This is a genomic window from Pseudomonas sp. C1C7 (genome assembly GCF_013359595.1).
In the GTDB taxonomy this organism is placed as follows: Bacteria; Pseudomonadota; Gammaproteobacteria; order Pseudomonadales; family Pseudomonadaceae; genus Aquipseudomonas.
The window spans coordinates 144,673-162,853 of sequence record NZ_JABFMP010000005.1; the positions used below are offsets into that span (position 1 = coordinate 144,673).

The following is an 18,181-nucleotide window of genomic DNA, read 5'->3' on the forward strand; positions in this document are numbered from 1 at the left end:
GCTTGCTAAGTAGATGGGCTAGGCGATGTGTCGCCAGTCGAGCCCTGAATCTTGATCGGCCAGTTGCAGCCAGTCCGGGTCGCACCCGAGGGTGTCGACAAAACATTGCCGGGCCAGCTGCGGCAGGTTGTTCTTGCTGCTCAGATGGGCCAGGACCAGGTGTTGCAGGCCTTGCCAGCCCAACTCGGCCACCAGGAATGCCGCCTGATGGTTGTTCAAATGTCCCAGTTCGCCGCCCACCCGCTGCTTGAGAAAGTACGGGTAATGACCGCGAGCCAGCATGTCCCGGCAATGGTTGGCCTCGATCATCAGCGCATCGAGATCCCGATAGCCTTCCAGCACCCTGTTGCAGTACGAACCCAGGTCGGTCAACAGGCCGAAGCGCCGCTCACCGTCACTGAACACATATTGCGTCGGTTCCTGCGCATCGTGGGCCACGGCAATGACGCCAATGCTCAGGTCGCCGATCTGCAGTCGTTCACCATCAGCCAGAAAGCCCGTGGGCTCGATGGGCTTGCGCATCCCGCGCAGAGTCCCGCGACTGAGGTAGACAGGCAAATTGTAGCGCCGAGACAGCAAACCCACGCCATGCACGTGGTCGGCATGTTCGTGGGTCACGAGTATCGCGCTCAGTTGCGCCGGGTTCACACCCAGGCGCAACAGGCGTTTTTCGGTTTCTCGCAGGGAGAAACCACAATCGACCAGCACATACGTATCAGCGCTGGCTATCAGCGTGCCGTTCCCTTGGCTACCGCTGCCGAGAACGGCAAAACGCATGTGATCAGCCCAGATTGTCCTGAATCACGCTCAACACTTTGCGCGCCACGTCAGCCGGCGCCACGGTGTTGATGTTTTTCTCGACGGTGACCTGGACGCTGTCGCCCACCTTGCTCAGGCGAACCTGATAACGCTCGGCGCGCGCTTCACGCTCTTCCTTGTTCGGCGTGCTGCCGAACAGGCTGCTGAAGAAGCCTGGCTTGTCGTCTTTCTTCTCGGCCTTTTCAGCCAGGTTGATGTAGTACAGGCCCAGGCTGCGGTTGATGTCTTCCACGCGCCATTCACCCTGCTCCAGCGCACGGCCGACGCTCGACCAGGCACGGTCCAGGTCGGAGCCGACGTTCAGCACAGGGTTGCCGCTGCCGTCTTCGCTGAGGCTGACACGGCTCGGGGTGTCGAAGTCACGGGACGCCAGCATGGAAACCGAACCGCCCTTCTCGGAGATGCGGCTCATGCTCGCGAGCATGTCGTCGACCAGCGCAGCGTCCAGGCCGGTGTTGACCGAACGGTTGGTGAATTCGACGTCGGCGGTGCTGCCGGCAGGACGCTCGGCGGTGACCACATAGACTTCGCTGGTGTTGCGCTGCACACCCGGCTCGATACGCACACGGGCACGGATTTCGCTGTCGGAGGCGACACCGGCGGCGCTCAAGCGCTTGGCCATTGCCGCCGACAACTCGTCGGAGTGCTGCCAGGTGGTGGTGAATTCGCCGGTCTGCGGGCGCTGTTCGTCCAAGCGGAAACCGTTGTCCTGGAAGAATTGCACGGCCACGGGCCAGGCTTGCGCAGGCGGGTTCTGCGCCAGGATCCAGCGCGCATCGCCGCTCTTCTGCAGCGAGTAGGCACTGGCATCAGCCACGGAAGACAGAGGCAGTGGGCGAGGAACGACGAACTCGCCGGTGGCGGTGTCATCGGCCACGTTACGCGGGATCGGCAGCAGCGGATCCAGACGCTTGGCGGTCTGGACATCCGGCGGGATTTGCATCGGTGCAGTCTGTTTTGCTTCCAGGTAATCGCTACCACGGTCACGGAAATAACCTTCCGAACCCCAGAGCCATCCACAGCCACTGGTGCTGGAGATGATCAAGGCAAGCGCGGAAAGTCCGGCCATTCGCTTCATGCGTTGTACTTCCTCAATTAAGCCAGGACGCCGGACTGGCGCATGGCCTGACGCAGCGGTTCGTGACACTCGGCGCTGAGCCAGGTGAGCGGCAGACGGATACCGTCCGGCATCAGACCCATCTCATGCAGCGCCCATTTCACGGGGATAGGGTTGGATTCGATAAACAGGGTTTTATTGAGCGGCATCAGCTTTTCATGAATGGCGCGCGCTTTCTCGGCGTCGCCGTTCAGAGCTGCAATGCACATGTCCGACATGTCGCGCGGGGCGACGTTGGCGGTCACCGAGATGTTGCCCTTGCCGCCCAGCAGGATCAGCTCGACCGCGGTGGCGTCGTCACCGGAGAGCACCAGGAAGTTGCTGCTGACACCGTCGATGATTGTCTTGGCACGTTTCAGGTCGCCGGTAGCTTCCTTGATGCCGATGATGTTCTTGACGGTCGACAGACGGATCACGGTCTCGGCCTGCATGTCGCATGCGGTGCGGCCCGGGACGTTATAGAGGATCTGCGGGATGTCGACGGCCTCGGCAATGGCCTTGAAGTGCTGGTACAAACCTTCCTGGGTCGGCTTGTTGTAGTACGGCGTGACCAGCAGGCAAGCGTCGGCGCCGGCAGTCTTCGCGTTGATGGTCAGCTCGATGGCTTCGCGGGTCGAGTTGGCGCCCGTGCCGGCGATCACCGGAATGCGGCCATTGACCTGTTTCACGACGCGACGGATGACTTCGATGTGTTCGTTCACATCAAGCGTGGCGGATTCACCTGTGGTGCCGACCGCCACGATGGCGTGGGTGCCGTTTTGCAGGTGAAAGTCCACCAGTTTGCTCAGGCCGTCCCAGTCGAGATTACCTTGTGCATCCATGGGTGTGACCAGTGCCACCATACTGCCCGCAATCATGCAACCGCTCCTGCCGGAAAAAGAGAGCCGTAATGGTACTGGCGCCAAGATGCTTGTACAAGCGAAGTACTGCGCTGCCGCCATTCCCCTTGGCGCCGCTTTTCGCTACCCTTCAGACTTTGATCGGTACCGACAGGCTCGTACGTCGGCTCTGAGCCTCCATTTTCGGTATCACAAGCCCCGTTCCAGCGTTGCCATTGCGCTGCTCCTGCCATACTGGAGCACATTGCAACCTGCGCCAGGGGCCTTGCGATTCGCATTCGCAGGCTCGCTCCGCAAAAAACAGACCGATGAAAGTACCGACCGCTCATCGCTTTAGGAATGCTGCATGTCCACCCCCACAGTTCGCGAACAATTCCTTGTCATCAGTGCCCTCGGCGCCAACCCCATGGAGCTGACTAACGTCCTGTGCCGCGCCAGCCATGAAAACCGCTGCGCCGTGGTCACCTCTCGCCTGACCCGTCATGGCGAGTGCAGTGCGCTGGTCCTTGAAGTCTCCGGCAGCTGGGACGCCCTGGCCCGCCTGGAAGGCAGCCTGCCGATCCTGGCCAAGCGTCACGCCTTCACCGTCAACGTGGTGCGCAGCGCCGCGCTTGAAAACCGCCCCCAGGCCCTGCCGTACGTTGCCTATGTCAGCTCGGCCTACCGCTCGGACATCGTCAACGAGCTGTGCCAGTTCTTCATGGACCACAACGTCGAGCTGGAAAACCTGACCTGCGACACCTATCAGGCTCCGCAGACCGGCGGCACCATGCTCAACGCCACCTTTACCGTGACCCTGCCGGCCGGCGTGCAAATCAGCTGGTTGCGCGATCAGTTCCTGGATTTCGCCGATGCGCTGAACCTGGATGCCCTGATCGAACCGTGGCGCCCACAAAACCCAATGTAAGGAAGCTTTCATGGCCGTTGCCATCGACCAACCGGTCGCCGACTTCGAAGCACCCGCCACCAGCGGGCAAACCGTCAGCCTGGCGGCACTCAAGGGCAAGCAGGTAGTGATCTACTTCTATCCGAAGGACAGCACGCCGGGCTGCACCACCCAGGGCCAGGGCTTTCGTGATCAGCTGGATGCCTTCAAGGCGGCCAACACCGAAGTCTTCGGGGTATCGCGCGACGGTTTGAAATCCCATGAGAACTTCAAGGCCAAGCAGGCATTCAACTTCGAGCTGATCAGCGACAAGGAAGAAGCGCTCTGCCAGCAGTTCGACGTGATCAAGCTGAAGAAGCTCTACGGCAAGGAATACATGGGCGTTGATCGCAGCACCTTCCTGATCGACAGGAACGGTGTGTTGCGTCAGGAATGGCGCGGCGTGAAGGTGCCGGGGCATGTCGATGCGGTATTGGCTGCGGCTCAGGCCCTGAATAAAGCCTGATTCCTGTAAAAAGATCGCAGCCTTCGGCAGCTCCTGCATTGGATCGCGTACATCCTGTAGGAGCTGCCGAAGGCTGCGATCTTTTATCTACAGCAGCGGCGCCACCATCGGCTCCTTGCGCGGCCACGCATCCAGCACCGCCTTGAACAGGGTCGCCAGGGGGATCGCAAAGAACACCCCCCAGAATCCCCACAGCCCGCCAAACAGAAGCACCGCACAGATAATCGCCACCGGATGCAGATTCACCGCCTCCGAGAACAGCAAAGGCACCAGCACATTGCCGTCCAGTGTCTGGATGATCCCGTAGACCGCCATCAGATAGATGAACTGATCGCTCCAGCCCCACTGGAACAGCGCAATCAGCAGCACCGGCACGGTCACCACCACGGCCCCGACGTAGGGCACCACCACCGACACGCCCACCAGCAACGCCAGCAGCGCCGCGTAGTTGAGTTCCAGAATGACGAAAGCGATGTAGGTCACGCCGCCGCAGATGAAGATCTCGATGACCTTGCCGCGTATGTAGTTGGCGATCTGCCGGTTCATGTCGTGGGCGACGCGGGTGATCAAGGCGCGCTCGCGGGGCAGGTAACCGCGCACCCACTCCCCGATCATGACCCGATCCTTGAGGAAGAAAAACACCAGGATCGGCACCAGCACCAGATAGATCATGATGTTGACCAACAGCGGCAGGCTCGACAGCGAGAACGTCAGCGCCCACTGCCCGAACTTGCCGATCTCGCCCCGCGCCACTTCAATGGCCTGCAGCACCTGCTCGTCGGACACCAGATGCGGGTAGCGCTCCGGCAGCAGTAATAGAAGCGATTGCCACTTGGCGAGCATGCCGGGCAGTTCGTTGAACAAGGTGATCAATTGATGCCAGAGCAGCGGCACCACGACCACGATGAACACCAGCAACACGCCCATGAACAGTGCGAAGACCAGCCCGACCGCCACGCCACCCGGAACGCGCAGACGCTCCAGACTCAGCACCAGGCCTTGCATCAGATACGCCAGCACCATCCCGGCCAGCACCGGCGCAAGCATGCCGCCCAGGGTCAGGACGGCGGTGAATGCCAGAAAGAGGAGGACTGCCAGAACCACGGCTTCTTCATCGGAGAAGTAGCGCTGAATCCAGTCGCGTAACACTTTGAACATCAATAATCCTTAAGAACAAACGTCGCGGGTTTCAGGCCTTCTTCAACCAATAGCGGTAAACGCCTGATTCGTCTTCTTCACGAAGCAGCGTATGACCGGCCAATCGGGCAAAGGTGCGAAAGTCGCGCTGCGAGCCTGCATCCGTGGCGATCACCTTGAGCACAGCGCCACTGGCCATGCGGTTGAGTTCCATCTTCGCCTTGAGTAACGGCAACGGGCAATTGAGGCCACTGGCGTCCAGTTCAACGTCATGGGCTACAGCGTCGGTCATTGCATCACTCCGGTACAGATGATTGAGCTGCCTAGAATATCTGGTCGCAAGGCTGGTGTCCGGCTACAGTAAGGTCTTTGTCGACTAAGGCTTTGTGCATGACTTTTTTGCGCCCTACCCTGCTGACGCTCGCTTGCCTGCTCGCTTCACCGGGCTTCGCCGACGATCTGCCGTCACTCGGCGACGCCAGTTCTGCCATCGTCTCTCCGCAACAGGAATACCAGTTGGGCCGCGCATGGCTGGCGCTGTTGCGCAGTCAGGTGTCGCAACTCAATGATCCGCAACTCAAGGACTACGTCGAATCCAGCGTGTACCGCCTGGCCGAGGCCAGCCAGGTCAACGACCGGCGCTTTGAGTTCATTCTGATCAACAGCCCGCAACTCAACGCCTTCGCCGCCCCCGGCGGGATTGTCGGGGTCAACGGCGGCCTGTTCCTCAATGCCCAGACCGAAGGCGAATATGCCTCGGTAATGGCTCACGAATTGGCTCACTTGTCGCAACGCCACTTTGCCCGCGGCGTGGAAGCACAACAGCGCATGCAGGTGCCGATGATGGCCGCGCTGCTGGCCGGTATCGTGATTGCCGCCGCCGGTGCCGGCGATGCGGGTATCGCCGCCATTGCCGGTACGCAGGCAGCGGCCATTCAGGAACAACGGCGCTTCTCGCGGCAGAACGAACAGGAAGCCGACCGCATCGGTATTCTCAACCTGGAAAAAGCCGGTTACGACCCGCGTTCGATGCCCACGATGTTCGAACGCCTGGGCCGCCAATATCGCTTCGACGCCAAGCCACCGGAATTCCTGCTGACTCACCCGGTGACCGAATCGCGTATCGCCGACACCCGCAACCGCGCCGAGCAGGCACCCCAGGGTGGCATTGAAGACACGCTGCGTTATCAATTGATCCGTGCGCGAGTCCAGCTTATCTACGAGGAAACCCCAGGCCTGGGCGCCAAGCGATTCCGCGCGCTGCTGGATGAAAACCCGAAAAACGATGTCGCGCGCTACGGACTGGCCATCGCCCAGATCAAGGGCGGCCAGTTGAACGAAGCCCGGGAGAACCTCAAACCGCTGCTCGCCAAGGCACCCAACGAGATCATCTACAACCTCGCGCAGATCGACCTGGACATCACCAACAATCGACTGCCCGACGCTCAATCGCGCATGGACCGGATGCTCGCCCAATACCCTGGCAACTATCCGTTGAACCAGGTGCGCGTCGATCTGTTCCTGAAACAGAACCGCACCGCCGATGCCGAGAAAGCGCTGGAAGGCTTGCTCAAATCGCGCCCGGACGATCCGGACGTCTGGTACCAGGTGGCCGAGACTCGCGGGCTGTCGGGCAACATCATCGGCCTGCATCAGGCGCGCGCCGAGTACTTCGCCCTGGTGGGCGACTACCGTCAGGCCATCCAGCAACTGGACTTCGCCAAGCGCAAGGCTGGCAGCAACTTCCCACTGTCTTCGCGCATCGATGCCCGTCAGCGCGAGCTGATGGAACAGGAGCGCATGATCAAGGACATGATGGGCTGACGACCTCGGACACCATTTGTTCCGGACATAAAAAAACCGCCTCTTTCGAGGCGGTTTTTCATTCAGCCAACACCCGGATTATTCAGCCAGTTTGAAGGTGATGAAGCTGGCGCGGCCCTGACGCAGAACGCGCATGGACACCGAACGATTCTTCGGCAGCGCCTTGGCGATCTCAGCGAATTGCTTGGTGGACTCGATTGCCTGGTTGTTCAGGTGGGTAATCACGTCACCCGGCTGCAAGCCGATCATGGCGGCAGGTCCGTCCTGAACTTCCTTGATCACCACACCGCCCTTGAGGTCGTAGGTTTTCTTCTGTTCGGCAGTGATTTCAACCACCGAAACACCCAGGCGATTGCTGCTGCTCTCGGCGCCGGATTTCGGCAAGGCGCTGAGGTCCTTGTCTTCATCAGGAATGTCGCCGACGGTCAGCTCGATATTCTTGCGCTTGCCGTCACGAATCACTTCCAGATTGGCCTTGGAGCCCGCCTTCAGCGCGCCGACCAGATGCGGCAGATCGGCGGACATCACGATCGGCTGGCCATTCATGCTCAGGATCACGTCGCCAACCTGCAGGCCGCCCTTGGCCGCCGGACCGTCGTCCTGGATCTGTGCAACCAGAGCACCGGCCGGTTTTTCCAGGCCGAACGACTCGGCGAGATCCTTGTTCACTTCCTGGATTACGACACCCAACCAGCCACGGCTGACCTTGCCACCGCTTTTCAGCTGGTTGGAAACGTCCATTGCCACGTCGATTGGAATGGCGAACGACACCCCCATGAAGCCGCCGGAACGGGTGTAGATCTGCGAGTTGATGCCGACCACTTCGCCATTGAGGTTGAACAGCGGGCCGCCGGAGTTACCCGGGTTGATCGGCACGTCGGTCTGAATGAACGGCACGTAGTTTTCGTTGGGCAGGCTGCGGCCCACGGCGCTGACGATGCCTTGGGTCACCGTGTGGTCAAAGCCGAACGGCGAACCGATCGCCACGACCCACTGGCCGGCTTTCAGATCCTGGGATTTGCCCAGCTTCAGCACCGGCAGGTCCTTGCCTTCGATTTTCAGCAGGGCCACGTCGGAACGGGTATCGGTGCCGACCAGTTTGGCCTTCATCTCGCTGCGGTCAGCCAGACGCACCAGAATTTCATCGGCATCGGCGATCACGTGGTTGTTGGTGAGGATGTAGCCGTCAGACGAAATGATGAAACCCGAACCCAGGGATTGCGCTTCACGCTGACGATCACCGCGAGGCGAACGCTGTTGCGGCGGCATTCCGCGTTCGAAGAACTCGCGCAGCATCGGCGGCAGGCCTTCGAGATCCGGCATCTGCTGGTTCACTTTGCGGTCCGGCAGTTTCTGCGTGGTACTGATGTTCACGACTGCGGGCGATGCTTGCTCGACCAGCTGGGTAAAGTCGGGCAGATCGGCCGCTTGCGCGGAGACTGCCTGACCGAGCACCAGCACGGTGGCAAAAATGGAGAGATAAGCTTTCAAGCGTGGTATCGACATACGGCTCCCGTTACGACGAGCATGGTTAAGCGATATGGAACAAGGAACCCGGGAAAAGATACGCCGGTATCTTTGTTTCGGGAACAACAAACAAGGCCAGAGCCGAGGGGCTCTGACCTATAAAAAATTCTCGGGGTATTTGCAAACTGAAATGCTCACGAAACATTTCGATTTCAGCTCACTGCTTGGTGGTGGCAGCGTCGGTTCGCATCGATAGCGCGATTCGCTCGGCAGTACCGACCGGAATCTCCCCGACCACAGTCACCATCATTTCGCCTTGCGGCGTGGTCATGCGGCGGGAAACGGCGACAGTTGGACCAAGCTGAGTGCGGGTGTCGGTCACCGTGGCGCCATTCAATGGTTCCAGGAACACCGAAAAACGCGCCAGGCCATCATCGTACATCAGGCTGTTGACCTGGGTTTTGGTCTCCGGATCCTTGCGCGCCGTGCTGCTGGTCAGCTCAAAGCCAGGCGGCAGCCAGTCCGAATGCCAGACCTGCGCGGTCTTGACCGCGGAAGCCTTGTCGCTTTCAAGATTGACGGTCTTGCAATCGGAGCCCGGTTGCAGATCTCCGTCGGAAGGAACACTGGAGGTGTCCAGTTGCGTGAACTGAAACCTTTCCAGCAATCGCCCCTTGTCATCGAGCAGCAACGACTTGAGCGGCAGACCGGTTTCCTTGTCCAGATGCAATTCGAAACCGTAACGGTGCTGATCGCGAGGCGTCAGCGACACAATCACCGCCGGACGGCCGGCCACGCGCGACTTGCCGACGACAGCAAGGTCATACCAGTTCTTGAGCTTTTGTGGATCGAGTGCACGAGCCGCGGAATTGGGGGAGTCCCCAAGTCCCGCAATCAGGGTGCCGCTGACGCATTGAGTACGTCCATCAATGCGTACGACCTCCTGCGCTGACCCGTCGAGCTGAAGCAATCGCTCGCGGACCTTGCCATCCTGGACGCGGTGCCAGATGTCATGGGTAGAAAAACTACCGTTGCGCTCGTAGACGAAAGTACCCTGAAAGCTTTGCTGCTGCTCGGCCTGGCCAAGACGGGTCAACCAGTCCTGAGCTTCATCGGCATGGGCTGGAACAACGAACCAGCCACCAAGCAGAAGCGTAAGTAGAGGTATGGCGCGCATGATCCTCCTTAACGGTTTTCCAGGCTTGCTGCACGCGCGTAAGGCAGAGCGCTCTCGGTACCTTTCAGTGCAGCCTGTTGAGCATGTTGGCGCAAGTAGCCTGGAAGACGCTGATCGTGCCAGCCTGGCTGCCCTTGCAATACGCCGTTGGCCATTGGGCCGGTAGCGTCCGAACTCTCACTATAGCCTGCCAGTACAGCCGGGCCCTTGACTTGTGGAGCGGCCAGGTTCTGTTGGGTCGATTGCTGAGCCAGTTCCACACCGGCGATTTCGTCCTGGTTGTACAGACGAACACCTGCCAGTACGGCAACCGTTACCGATGCAGCGACGGCCAGACGACCCAGGCTGCGCCATGGACCACGGCTGGCTTTTGCCGGCACGGCCTCGTCGGCCAGGGCTGCGGAGACGGCCGCTGCAATATCCAGACGTGGAAGCAGCAGATCCTTGTGCATCGCCGCACGCGCAATTTGATAACGAGCCCAGGTTTCACGGGTTTCAACATCGTCGCAGGCGCTGAGCACCCGACGCAGTTCCAATTCGTCCGCTTCGTTATCCATCACTGCGGACAGCGATTCCTGCAGGGCTTCACGACTCATGGCGTTCCTCTCTTGGCTGTCGCCGCTGTCATTAGTTTTCCTGCAACAACGGCTGCAGGGCTTTGTCGATGGCCTCCCGGGCGCGGAAGATCCGGGAGCGCACGGTGCCCACCGGACATTGCATGACGCTCGCAATGTCCTCATAACTCAGACCATCGAATTCACGCAAAGTTAAAGCCGTACGTAAATCTTCAGGTAGTTGCTGAATGGTTCGATGGACGGTGCCTTCGATCTCATCCCGCAGCAAAGCCCGTTCTGGCGACTCGAGATCCTTGAGGCCATGATCGCCATCGTAGAACTCTGCATCCTCGGAACTGACATCGCTATCCGGCGGCCGGCGGCCGCGTGAAACCAGATAGTTTTTCGCCGTGTTGATGGCGATGCGGTAAAGCCACGTATAGAACGCGCTGTCTCCGCGAAAATTTCCAAGTGCGCGGTAAGCCTTGATGAAGGCTTCCTGCGCCACATCCTGCGCTTCATGGGTGTCGTGCACGAATCGCACGATCAACCCGAGAATTTTGTGCTGGTATTTCAGCACTAGCAGATCGAAAGCACGCCTGTCGCCGCGTTGAACGCGTTCGACCAGTTGCTGATCCTCTTCCTGGGTTAGCATGAACACTCCTCGATAAGCGCGGAGGAGGCTTGCAAAACTAAACGACCGGGCTTGCAAACATAGACTCGGGCTTTTCGCAAAAGTTCTCCCCCTCCAGGCAAGTTTCCTGCGGCCTCTGATTCGACACGCACGAAAAACGCAGCGCGAGATGACCCGGCTGCGCGAATAATCTTCTTGTCAGTTTCACCGGCAGGATCCAATCACAATCCTCCACGATTCCGACCCTGTCCCTTGATTCAGGCAACCGCCTATTGATCTTGGGCCTTTGGCAAAAGTTCCACACATTTATAGCCGTGTGACAGCAACATTGTGCAACTGTGAATGGAAAAAGACTGTTAAATCCCCGATACAGTCCTCAAGCGGGCAAATCCGCGAGAAAAACATCCGACGAAACGTCAGGTTTTTCTCGTCACAGTAGTTTCACAATGCCATATGGGCTCGGCTATTGTGCCGCCCCACCCCTCTATATACTAGTGGGCTGTGCGCAAACCCGACTCGCTTGTCCAGTTGTCCAGCGCTTCCCCCCTACCGGGTCGCCTTGAGCGGAATCCTGAAATGAGCCAACAGTTTCAACACGATGTTCTGGTAATTGGCAGCGGTGCTGCCGGCTTGAGCCTTGCGCTGACCTTGCCCGGTCATTTGCGCATTGCCGTATTGAGCAAGGGCGACCTCGCCAATGGCTCGACTTTCTGGGCCCAGGGCGGCGTCGCGGCAGTGCTGGACGACACCGACACCGTTGAATCCCACGTCGACGACACCCTCAATGCCGGCGGCGGCCTGTGCCATGAAGATGCCGTGCGCTTTACCGTCGAGCACAGTAAAGAAGCCATCCAATGGCTGATCGACCAGGGCGTGCCGTTCACCCGCGACGAGCAGTTCAGCAGCGAAGACGGCGGATTCGAATTCCACCTGACCCGCGAGGGCGGCCACAGCCATCGCCGCATCATCCACGCCGCCGATGCTACCGGCGCGGCCATTTTCAGAACCCTGCTGACCCAGGCGAAGCAGCGCTCGAACATCGAGTTGCTGGAACAGCGGGTGGCCATCGACCTGATCACCGAAAAGCGCCTTGGCCTGGAAGGCGACCGTTGCCTGGGTGCCTATGTCCTCAATCGCAGCACCGGCGAGGTCGACACCTACGGCGCGCGTTTCGTGATCCTCGCCTCCGGCGGCGCGGCCAAGGTCTACCTCTATACCAGCAACCCCGATGGCGCCTGTGGCGACGGCATCGCCATGGCCTGGCGTTCGGGCTGCCGGGTGGCGAACCTGGAATTCAACCAGTTCCACCCCACCTGCCTGTACCACCCGCAAGCCAAGAGCTTCCTCATCACCGAAGCCCTGCGTGGCGAAGGCGCCCATCTGAAGCTGCCGAACGGCGAACGCTTCATGCACCGTTTCGACCCACGGGCGGAACTGGCGCCACGGGACATCGTCGCCCGGGCCATCGACCATGAAATGAAGCGTCTGGGCGTCGATTGCGTTTATCTGGACATCAGCCACGAGTCCGAAGACTTCATCAAGACGCACTTCCCGACGGTGTACGAGCGCTGCCTCGAATTCTCCATCGACATCACCAAACAGCCGATCCCGGTGGTACCGGCGGCGCACTACACCTGCGGCGGCGTCATGGTCGACCAGCACGGTCGCACCGATGTGCCGGGCCTGTACGCCATCGGCGAAACCAGCTTCACCGGCCTGCACGGCGCCAACCGCATGGCCAGCAACTCGCTGCTGGAGTGTTTTGTCTACGCACGTTCTGCCGCCGCGGACATCCTTGAGCAACTGGCGCAGGTTGCCGCGCCCGCCGCCCTGCCCGCCTGGGATGCGAGCCAGGTCACCGACTCCGATGAAGACGTGATCATTGCGCACAACTGGGACGAATTGCGGCGGTTCATGTGGGACTACGTCGGCATCGTGCGCACCAACAAGCGCCTGCAACGGGCTCAGCACCGGGTGCGCCTGCTGCTGGACGAGATCGACGAGTTCTACAGTAACTACAAGGTCAGCCGGGACCTGATCGAGCTACGCAACCTGGCCCAGGTGGCGGAGCTGATGATCCTGTCAGCCATGGAGCGCAAGGAAAGTCGCGGGCTGCATTACACCCTCGACTACCCGGACATGCTGCCGGTGGCCCTGGACACTATTCTGGTGCCGCCCACCTACGCCGACTGAACTTGAGCCGTACCCGCAGGCGTCGGTGCAAGTCCGCCGCCTGCGAATCCCGGGGCACGCAAATGGCCCTGATTCGCCGCTCACCGCGCAGTCGGAATCGCAGCACCACAATCAACGGCAACGCCAGGCTGTCCGGCCGCAGCTGCACCGGCTGCCATCCCTTCGACCGATTCCACAATTGCCAGCCGTCGGCATCGCGCCGCAAGCCGCGAAAAGCCTGTGGATGAGTCAGCAGAATTTGACGTGGCAACGCCCAGGCGCCGTGCGCAAGGCAGCAAAAAGCGCCGAGCAGGCTGGCCCAGAAAGGAAGAGAGAGAAGAAACAGCGAACCCAGCGCGAACAGCTGGGCCAACAGATATGCCGCCAGCAACTGCCGTGAGGCATGCCAGCGGCATTCGAACCCATTACTTGGGTTGGACACGATCCAGAATCATGCGAACCATGCGCTGAAGCTCCGGATCTTCAGACTCGGTGCGTTCCATGAACCAGCCGAACATGTCCTGATCTTCGCATTCGAGCAACCTGACGTAGCAGGCGCGATCAACCTCGTTGAGGTGCGGGTAAACCTCTTTCACGAACGGCACCAGCAACACGTCTAGCTCAAGCATTCCGCGACGGCTGTGCCAGTAGAGGCGATTCAGTTCAACATCTTCGACCATGGAGCGCTCCTCAAATAGGGCCGCAAGTATACAGCCCCAGGCCTGATCGAACAGTCGGCTTTGGTCGGGCACCGACGATCCTTTGTGAACTACCCATTTCAAGGGCGCCCCCTTATCATGTCCGCCAGACTCTTTACCCTGCGATGACCCATGGCCGATTCTGCTTTTTTCTGCACGCTGTCTCATGAAGGTGTTCTGGGGGTCCGCGGCGCGGACGCCGCCAAGTTCCTGCAAGGTCAACTGACCTGCAACCTCAATTACCTGAGCGACTCCCAAGCCAGCCTCGGCGCGCGCTGCACGCAGAAAGGCCGGATGCAATCGAGTTTCCGCATCCTGCTCGAAGGTGACGGCGTGCTGTTGGCCATGGCCAGCGAGTTGCTCGAACCGCAACTGGCGGACCTGAAAAAGTACGCGGTGTTCTCCAAGTCCAAGCTGACCGATGAAAGCGCCGCCTGGGTCCGCTTCGGCGTCGACCATGGCGATGCCGCGCTGACCAGCCTGGGCCTTGAGCTACCGCAAGACACTGACAGTGTCGTGCGCAACGACGGGTTGATAGCCATTCGCGTATCCCCTGATCGCGCAGAACTCTGGGCCGCCGCCGATCAAGCCGACGTCATCAAGGGCAAACTCGGCGCCCTGTTGGCCGAAGGCGATCTGAATCAATGGCTGCTGGGCCAGATCCGCGCCGGTATCGGCCAGGTGATGCCAGGCACCCGCGAGCTGTTCATCCCGCAGATGCTCAACCTGCAGGCGGTTGGTGGCGTGAGTTTCAAGAAAGGCTGCTACACCGGCCAGGAAATCGTCGCGCGGATGCAGTACCTGGGCAAACTCAAGCGCCGCCTTTATCGCGTAAAACTGGACGCCGGCGAACTGCCTGAACCCGGCACCCAACTGTTTTCCCCTGCTCATGCAAGCGCCATCGGCGAAGTTGTGCTGGCTGCCCGTGCAGAACGGAACATCGAACTGCTGGCGGTGCTGCAAGCCGAAGCCGCCGAAGCCGGTGACCTGCACGTCGGCGCACTCGATGGTCCGGCCCTGCACTTGCTCGACCTGCCTTACGAACTCGACCGCGACCGCGAAATCCAGCGCTAAACACGGCACTTTCAGCGACACCTTTTGGCGACACCTAGAGAAACGAAATGAGCGAGCTGGCGGAAAAGGTCCAAAGGGATTTGGTTGAGGCCATCGATAACGATGACCTGGTTCTGCCAACTTTGCCGGAGGTGGCGTTACAGATTCGCAAGGCCGCCGAAGACCCGGACATCGGGATCAGCGACCTGAGCAAAGTGATCGGCCGCGATGCGGCGCTGTCGGCACGGCTGATCAAGGTGGTCAACAGCCCGCTGCTGCGTGCGACTCAGGAAGTCACCGACCTGCACACGGCGATCACCCGCCTGGGCATCAACTACAGCAGCAACCTGGCCATCGGCCTGGTCATGGAGCAGATTTTCCATGCCCGTTCCGAGGTGGTGGAACAGAAGATGCGCGATGTCTGGCGCAGAAGCCTGGAAATCGCCGGTGTCAGTTATGCCCTCTGCCGCAGCTACACCCAGCTCAAGCCCGATCAGGCAGCGCTGGGCGGGCTGGTGCATCAGATTGGTGTGCTGCCGATCCTGACCTACGCCGAAGATCACTATGAACTGCTGTCCGACCCGGTCAGCCTCAACCATGTGATCGACCACATTCATCCCATGCTGGGGGACAAACTGCTCAGGGTCTGGGAGTTTCCGGACATGCTGGTGCAAGTGCCGCAGCTGTACCTGAACTTCAAACGGCAATCGGCGCAGGTCGATTACGTCGACCTGGTGCAAGTGGCCAGCCTGTATTGCCACAAGGACACCGACCACCCGATCTCGCGCATCGACCCTTTCAGTGTGCCGGCCTTCAACAAACTGGGGATCGATCCGGACAACAAAGCGATGTGTGCGGATCTGGAAGAAAACCGCTCGATGTTCTACTGATCACCAGACACCAAAAAACCTGTAGGAGCGAGCGGTTGTTGAATCACTCCCCCGGCACAAAACTCACCCGCACCTTCAACCCCGCCTGTTCTCCATCATGCAGGCTGATCTGCGCCAGGTGCGCGCGGCAGATTTCACCGACAATCGCCAGGCCCAGACCTGATCCGGCCACCTGCTGATTGCGTCGATAAAACCGCTCGAACACCCGATCCCGTTCATCGAGAGGGATGCCCGGGCCGTCGTCCTCGACCTCCAGCACCGCCGGCGCCGACACCCGCAGAATCACGTTGCCGCCCGGTGGCGTGTGGGCCAGGGCGTTGTCCACCAGATTGCTCAACAGCTCATTCAACAGGGTCGGCTCGCCCCGCAGCCAGACCGGCTCGTCAGCTTCCAGCGCCAGTGCCACGCCACGTTTGTAAGCGAGCGGTGCCATGGCCATGCCCAGATCCCGCGCCAATTGGCTCAGATCCAGCAACTGCGCGCCGCCCTCGGCAATCGCCCGTGCACCGTTCTCCACCCGCGCCAGCGAGAGCAATTGATTGGCCAGATGGGTCAGGCGATCGGTGCCCGAAGCCGCCGTTTCCAGCGTGTCGCGCCAGATCTGCGGTTCGCTCGAACGCAACCCCAGTTCCAGTCGAGCCTTGAGCGCCGCCAACGGGGTACGCAGTTCGTGGGCGGCATCGGCGATGAACTGCGCCTGCCGCTCGAACTGCCCGCGCAGGCGCTCGGTGAAGTGATTGAGTGCGCTCACCAATGGCCACAGTTCATGCTGAACTTCCACCAGCGGCAGCGGGCGCAAATCATCCGGCTGCCGCTCTTCAACCGCCGTGCGCAGGCGCTCCAGCGGACGCAGCGCGGCACTGACCGCAAACCAGACGATCATCAGTGCCCCCACCGCGAGCATGCCCAGACGCAGCAAAGTGTCCGCCGCCAGACTGCGGGCCATGCTGACCCGAGCCTCGTCGGTTTCGGCTACGCGGATTTCCGCCATGCCGTTCATGTTCGGCTCGCTGACGGGTTTGAGCAGGCTGACCACGCGAACGTTCTGGCCTTGATAGGTCGCGTTGTAGAAACGCGCCAGCGCCGGATAGTCATCGGTGCGCGGCGTGCCGGGCGGTGGTGGCGGCAGGTTTTCGTAGCCGGAAATCAGCTTCTGATTGATGTCGTTGACCAGATAGAAAATCCGCCCGGCGCTGTCGTAGGCGAAGGTGTCGAGGGCTACGTAAGGCACGTCGGCGCTCAACGTACCGTCGCGTTGAGTAACGCCTGCGGCAATGGTTCGCGCCGACGCCAGCAGGGTCCGGTCATAGGCGGTGTCCGCCGCCTCGCGACCGTTCCAGTAGGCACTCAAACCGCTGGCCAGCATCAACACCACCAGCAACAGCGCCAGGTTCCACAGCAGGCGCCAGCGCAGGCTGCTGGGCTTATGCATCGCGGCTTTCCAGCAGGTAGCCCAGGCCCCGGAAAGTCACGATGGCCACCGGTTGCCCGTCGAGTTTCTTGCGCAGGCGGTGCACGTAGATTTCGATGGCGTCGGGGCTGGCTTCTTCGTCCAGTCCGAAGACCTGAGAAGCCAGTTGCTCCTTGCTCATCACCCGACCGGGACGGGCGATCAGTGCTTCGAGCACCGCCTGTTCGCGGGAGGTCAGGGTCAGCAGTTCCTCGGCCAGGGTGAAACGCCGGGTATCGAGGTCGTACGCCAGCACCCCGCAGCGCTGCACCCGCTCACCGCCCAGTACGCTGCGGCGCAACAGGGCCTTGACCCGGGCTTCGAGTTCCGTGAGTTCGAAAGGCTTGGCCAGGTAATCGTCGGCACCGAGGTTGAGGCCGTGGACCCGGTCCTTGACGTCACTGCGTGCGGTGAGCATCAGCACCGGCAAGTTCTTGCCACGACTGCGCAAGCGCGCCAGCACTTCAAAACCATCCATGCGCGGCAGGCCGACATCGAGGATCGCCATGGCGTAGTCCTCGCTGCCCAGCGCCAGGTCGGCGGCCACGCCGTCGTGCAGCACATCCACGGTCAGACCGGTGCTCTTGAGCGCCTGGGCGACGCTTTCGGCGAGCTGCAGATGGTCTTCGACGAGCAGAACACGCATGGATTTTTACCTCGTTCAGGGATGGTCGACGCCATTCTTTGGCGCGGAGTTTACAGCGGCATCCGCTGCTGTGAAGCCCGAAAAACCTTGAAAGCCTGATGAAAGGTTAGCGAAAGGTTCGCTGGTTAGAGTTGAGTTACGGAATGTTTCGACCTGACCATTCCCCCTGCCGTTCGCTCTCCGTTTTTGAATGTAGCGCCCGAAAAACGCCACGAAGCGTTTTCGCCAATAAGAACAATAACCGAGGTCCTGCACCATGCTGCCCAACCAGCTCAAGTCTTGCCTTCCTCCGTATTTTCCGATGTTTGCGCAT

At 60.5% G+C, this 18,181-nt stretch carries 20 protein-coding genes; 6 read left to right on the forward strand and 14 right to left on the reverse strand.

Annotated elements, in window-relative coordinates:
* Positions 1-18: 18 nt before the first annotated feature.
* Genes HNO86_RS06445 through dapA form a run of 3 tightly spaced genes read right to left on the reverse strand, consistent with a single transcriptional unit; the run spans position 19 to position 2,793 of the window.
* Positions 19-777 carry an MBL fold metallo-hydrolase gene (locus HNO86_RS06445; protein ID WP_175376175.1) on the reverse strand — a complete coding sequence of 253 codons (759 nt, stop codon included), beginning with the start codon at positions 775-777 and terminating at the stop codon, positions 19-21.
* Between the two features lie 4 nt (positions 778-781).
* Complete coding sequence (bamC, locus tag HNO86_RS06450) at positions 782-1,897, reverse strand: outer membrane protein assembly factor BamC (protein ID WP_175376176.1); 1,116 nt, start codon at positions 1,895-1,897, stop codon at positions 782-784.
* 17 nt (positions 1,898-1,914) lie between these two features.
* A complete protein-coding gene (dapA, locus tag HNO86_RS06455) occupies positions 1,915-2,793 on the reverse strand; it encodes a 4-hydroxy-tetrahydrodipicolinate synthase (protein WP_175376177.1) in 879 nt (292 codons plus the stop codon).
* A 328-nt stretch (positions 2,794-3,121) separates the two neighbouring features.
* Here dapA and HNO86_RS06460 point away from each other — a divergent pair, with 328 nt between their 5' ends.
* Together HNO86_RS06460 and HNO86_RS06465 are read left to right on the forward strand one after the other, a co-directional pair.
* Positions 3,122-3,682: a glycine cleavage system protein R gene (locus tag HNO86_RS06460; RefSeq protein WP_175376178.1), complete on the forward strand. Its 561-nt coding sequence runs from the start codon at positions 3,122-3,124 to the stop codon at positions 3,680-3,682.
* A 10-nt stretch (positions 3,683-3,692) separates the two neighbouring features.
* The gene (locus tag HNO86_RS06465) at positions 3,693-4,166 is read left to right on the forward strand and encodes a peroxiredoxin (protein ID WP_175376179.1); all 474 of its coding nucleotides are present in this window, start codon (positions 3,693-3,695) and stop codon (positions 4,164-4,166) included.
* Positions 4,167-4,253: 87 nt separating this feature from the next.
* On the opposite strand, the gene HNO86_RS06470 is transcribed toward HNO86_RS06465, so the two are convergent.
* Together HNO86_RS06470 and HNO86_RS06475 are read right to left on the reverse strand one after the other, a co-directional pair.
* Positions 4,254-5,324 carry an AI-2E family transporter gene (locus HNO86_RS06470; RefSeq protein WP_175376180.1) on the reverse strand — a complete coding sequence of 357 codons (1,071 nt, stop codon included), beginning with the start codon at positions 5,322-5,324 and terminating at the stop codon, positions 4,254-4,256.
* Between the two features lie 31 nt (positions 5,325-5,355).
* Positions 5,356-5,595, reverse strand: coding sequence for a sulfurtransferase TusA family protein (locus HNO86_RS06475; RefSeq protein WP_175376181.1), 240 nt, complete (start codon positions 5,593-5,595; stop codon positions 5,356-5,358).
* A 98-nt stretch (positions 5,596-5,693) separates the two neighbouring features.
* Between HNO86_RS06475 and HNO86_RS06480 the strand changes: the two genes are divergently transcribed.
* The gene (locus tag HNO86_RS06480; RefSeq protein WP_175376182.1) at positions 5,694-7,127 is read left to right on the forward strand and encodes a M48 family metalloprotease; all 1,434 of its coding nucleotides are present in this window, start codon (positions 5,694-5,696) and stop codon (positions 7,125-7,127) included.
* Positions 7,128-7,205: 78 nt separating this feature from the next.
* Here the strand turns inward: HNO86_RS06480 and HNO86_RS06485 are convergent, their stop codons facing one another.
* The 4 genes from HNO86_RS06485 to rpoE form a co-directional block, all read right to left on the reverse strand.
* A complete protein-coding gene (locus HNO86_RS06485; RefSeq protein WP_175376183.1) occupies positions 7,206-8,633 on the reverse strand; it encodes a DegQ family serine endoprotease in 1,428 nt (475 codons plus the stop codon).
* 178 nt (positions 8,634-8,811) lie between these two features.
* Positions 8,812-9,771 carry a MucB/RseB C-terminal domain-containing protein gene (locus HNO86_RS06490; RefSeq protein WP_175376184.1) on the reverse strand — a complete coding sequence of 320 codons (960 nt, stop codon included), beginning with the start codon at positions 9,769-9,771 and terminating at the stop codon, positions 8,812-8,814.
* Positions 9,772-9,779: 8 nt separating this feature from the next.
* Positions 9,780-10,367, reverse strand: coding sequence for a sigma-E factor negative regulatory protein (locus tag HNO86_RS06495; protein WP_175376185.1), 588 nt, complete (start codon positions 10,365-10,367; stop codon positions 9,780-9,782).
* Positions 10,368-10,398: 31 nt separating this feature from the next.
* Positions 10,399-10,980: an RNA polymerase sigma factor RpoE gene (rpoE, locus tag HNO86_RS06500; RefSeq protein ID WP_123715030.1), complete on the reverse strand. Its 582-nt coding sequence runs from the start codon at positions 10,978-10,980 to the stop codon at positions 10,399-10,401.
* A 555-nt stretch (positions 10,981-11,535) separates the two neighbouring features.
* Between rpoE and nadB the strand changes: the two genes are divergently transcribed.
* Positions 11,536-13,152 (forward strand): L-aspartate oxidase, encoded by a 1,617-nt coding sequence (gene nadB / locus HNO86_RS06505; protein ID WP_175376186.1) that lies wholly within the window; start codon positions 11,536-11,538, stop codon positions 13,150-13,152.
* Here nadB and HNO86_RS06510 read toward each other — a convergent pair.
* Positions 13,121-13,573 carry a protein YgfX gene (locus HNO86_RS06510; protein WP_175376187.1) on the reverse strand — a complete coding sequence of 151 codons (453 nt, stop codon included), beginning with the start codon at positions 13,571-13,573 and terminating at the stop codon, positions 13,121-13,123. The genes nadB and HNO86_RS06510 overlap by 32 nt on opposite strands.
* Positions 13,557-13,811 (reverse strand): succinate dehydrogenase assembly factor 2, encoded by a 255-nt coding sequence (locus HNO86_RS06515; RefSeq protein WP_175376188.1) that lies wholly within the window; start codon positions 13,809-13,811, stop codon positions 13,557-13,559. The genes HNO86_RS06510 and HNO86_RS06515 overlap by 17 nt, the downstream gene beginning before the upstream one ends.
* A gap of 150 nt (positions 13,812-13,961) precedes the next feature.
* Between HNO86_RS06515 and HNO86_RS06520 the strand changes: the two genes are divergently transcribed.
* Positions 13,962-14,903 carry a folate-binding protein YgfZ gene (locus HNO86_RS06520; RefSeq protein ID WP_175376189.1) on the forward strand — a complete coding sequence of 314 codons (942 nt, stop codon included), beginning with the start codon at positions 13,962-13,964 and terminating at the stop codon, positions 14,901-14,903.
* Between the two features lie 47 nt (positions 14,904-14,950).
* The gene (locus HNO86_RS06525; RefSeq protein WP_175376190.1) at positions 14,951-15,772 is read left to right on the forward strand and encodes an HDOD domain-containing protein; all 822 of its coding nucleotides are present in this window, start codon (positions 14,951-14,953) and stop codon (positions 15,770-15,772) included.
* A gap of 43 nt (positions 15,773-15,815) precedes the next feature.
* Here HNO86_RS06525 and HNO86_RS06530 read toward each other — a convergent pair whose 3' ends face one another.
* The 3 genes from HNO86_RS06530 to HNO86_RS06540 are packed head-to-tail and all read right to left on the reverse strand — an operon-like array spanning position 15,816 to position 18,144.
* On the reverse strand, positions 15,816-17,204 hold the full coding sequence (locus HNO86_RS06530; RefSeq protein ID WP_175376191.1) for a sensor histidine kinase: 1,389 nt from the start codon (positions 17,202-17,204) through the stop codon (positions 15,816-15,818).
* Complete coding sequence (locus tag HNO86_RS06535) at positions 17,197-17,868, reverse strand: response regulator (protein WP_175376192.1); 672 nt, start codon at positions 17,866-17,868, stop codon at positions 17,197-17,199. Before HNO86_RS06535 ends, HNO86_RS06530 begins: the two co-directional genes overlap by 8 nt.
* Positions 17,869-17,883: 15 nt before the next feature.
* Positions 17,884-18,144, reverse strand: coding sequence for a hypothetical protein (locus HNO86_RS06540; RefSeq protein ID WP_175376193.1), 261 nt, complete (start codon positions 18,142-18,144; stop codon positions 17,884-17,886).
* Between the last annotated feature and the right edge of the window lie 37 nt (positions 18,145-18,181).

Excerpts from the sequence above, each read along its gene's own strand:
- HNO86_RS06445 (WP_175376175.1), bottom strand. The coding sequence starts at position 777 with ATGCGTTTTGCCGTTCTCGGCAGCGGTAGCCAAGGGAACGGCACGCTG.
- bamC (WP_175376176.1), bottom strand. The coding sequence starts at position 1,897 with ATGAAGCGAATGGCCGGACTTTCCGCGCTTGCCTTGATCATCTCCAGC.
- dapA (WP_175376177.1), bottom strand. The coding sequence starts at position 2,793 with ATGATTGCGGGCAGTATGGTGGCACTGGTCACACCCATGGATGCACAA.
- HNO86_RS06460 (WP_175376178.1), top strand. The coding sequence starts at position 3,122 with ATGTCCACCCCCACAGTTCGCGAACAATTCCTTGTCATCAGTGCCCTC.
- HNO86_RS06465 (WP_175376179.1), top strand. The coding sequence starts at position 3,693 with ATGGCCGTTGCCATCGACCAACCGGTCGCCGACTTCGAAGCACCCGCC.
- HNO86_RS06470 (WP_175376180.1), bottom strand. The coding sequence starts at position 5,324 with ATGTTCAAAGTGTTACGCGACTGGATTCAGCGCTACTTCTCCGATGAA.
- HNO86_RS06475 (WP_175376181.1), bottom strand. The coding sequence starts at position 5,595 with ATGACCGACGCTGTAGCCCATGACGTTGAACTGGACGCCAGTGGCCTC.
- HNO86_RS06480 (WP_175376182.1), top strand. The coding sequence starts at position 5,694 with ATGACTTTTTTGCGCCCTACCCTGCTGACGCTCGCTTGCCTGCTCGCT.
- HNO86_RS06485 (WP_175376183.1), bottom strand. The coding sequence starts at position 8,633 with ATGTCGATACCACGCTTGAAAGCTTATCTCTCCATTTTTGCCACCGTG.
- HNO86_RS06490 (WP_175376184.1), bottom strand. The coding sequence starts at position 9,771 with ATGCGCGCCATACCTCTACTTACGCTTCTGCTTGGTGGCTGGTTCGTT.
- HNO86_RS06495 (WP_175376185.1), bottom strand. The coding sequence starts at position 10,367 with ATGAGTCGTGAAGCCCTGCAGGAATCGCTGTCCGCAGTGATGGATAAC.
- rpoE (WP_123715030.1), bottom strand. The coding sequence starts at position 10,980 with ATGCTAACCCAGGAAGAGGATCAGCAACTGGTCGAACGCGTTCAACGC.
- nadB (WP_175376186.1), top strand. The coding sequence starts at position 11,536 with ATGAGCCAACAGTTTCAACACGATGTTCTGGTAATTGGCAGCGGTGCT.
- HNO86_RS06515 (WP_175376188.1), bottom strand. The coding sequence starts at position 13,811 with ATGGTCGAAGATGTTGAACTGAATCGCCTCTACTGGCACAGCCGTCGC.
- HNO86_RS06520 (WP_175376189.1), top strand. The coding sequence starts at position 13,962 with ATGGCCGATTCTGCTTTTTTCTGCACGCTGTCTCATGAAGGTGTTCTG.
- HNO86_RS06525 (WP_175376190.1), top strand. The coding sequence starts at position 14,951 with ATGAGCGAGCTGGCGGAAAAGGTCCAAAGGGATTTGGTTGAGGCCATC.
- HNO86_RS06530 (WP_175376191.1), bottom strand. The coding sequence starts at position 17,204 with ATGCATAAGCCCAGCAGCCTGCGCTGGCGCCTGCTGTGGAACCTGGCG.
- HNO86_RS06535 (WP_175376192.1), bottom strand. The coding sequence starts at position 17,868 with ATGCGTGTTCTGCTCGTCGAAGACCATCTGCAGCTCGCCGAAAGCGTC.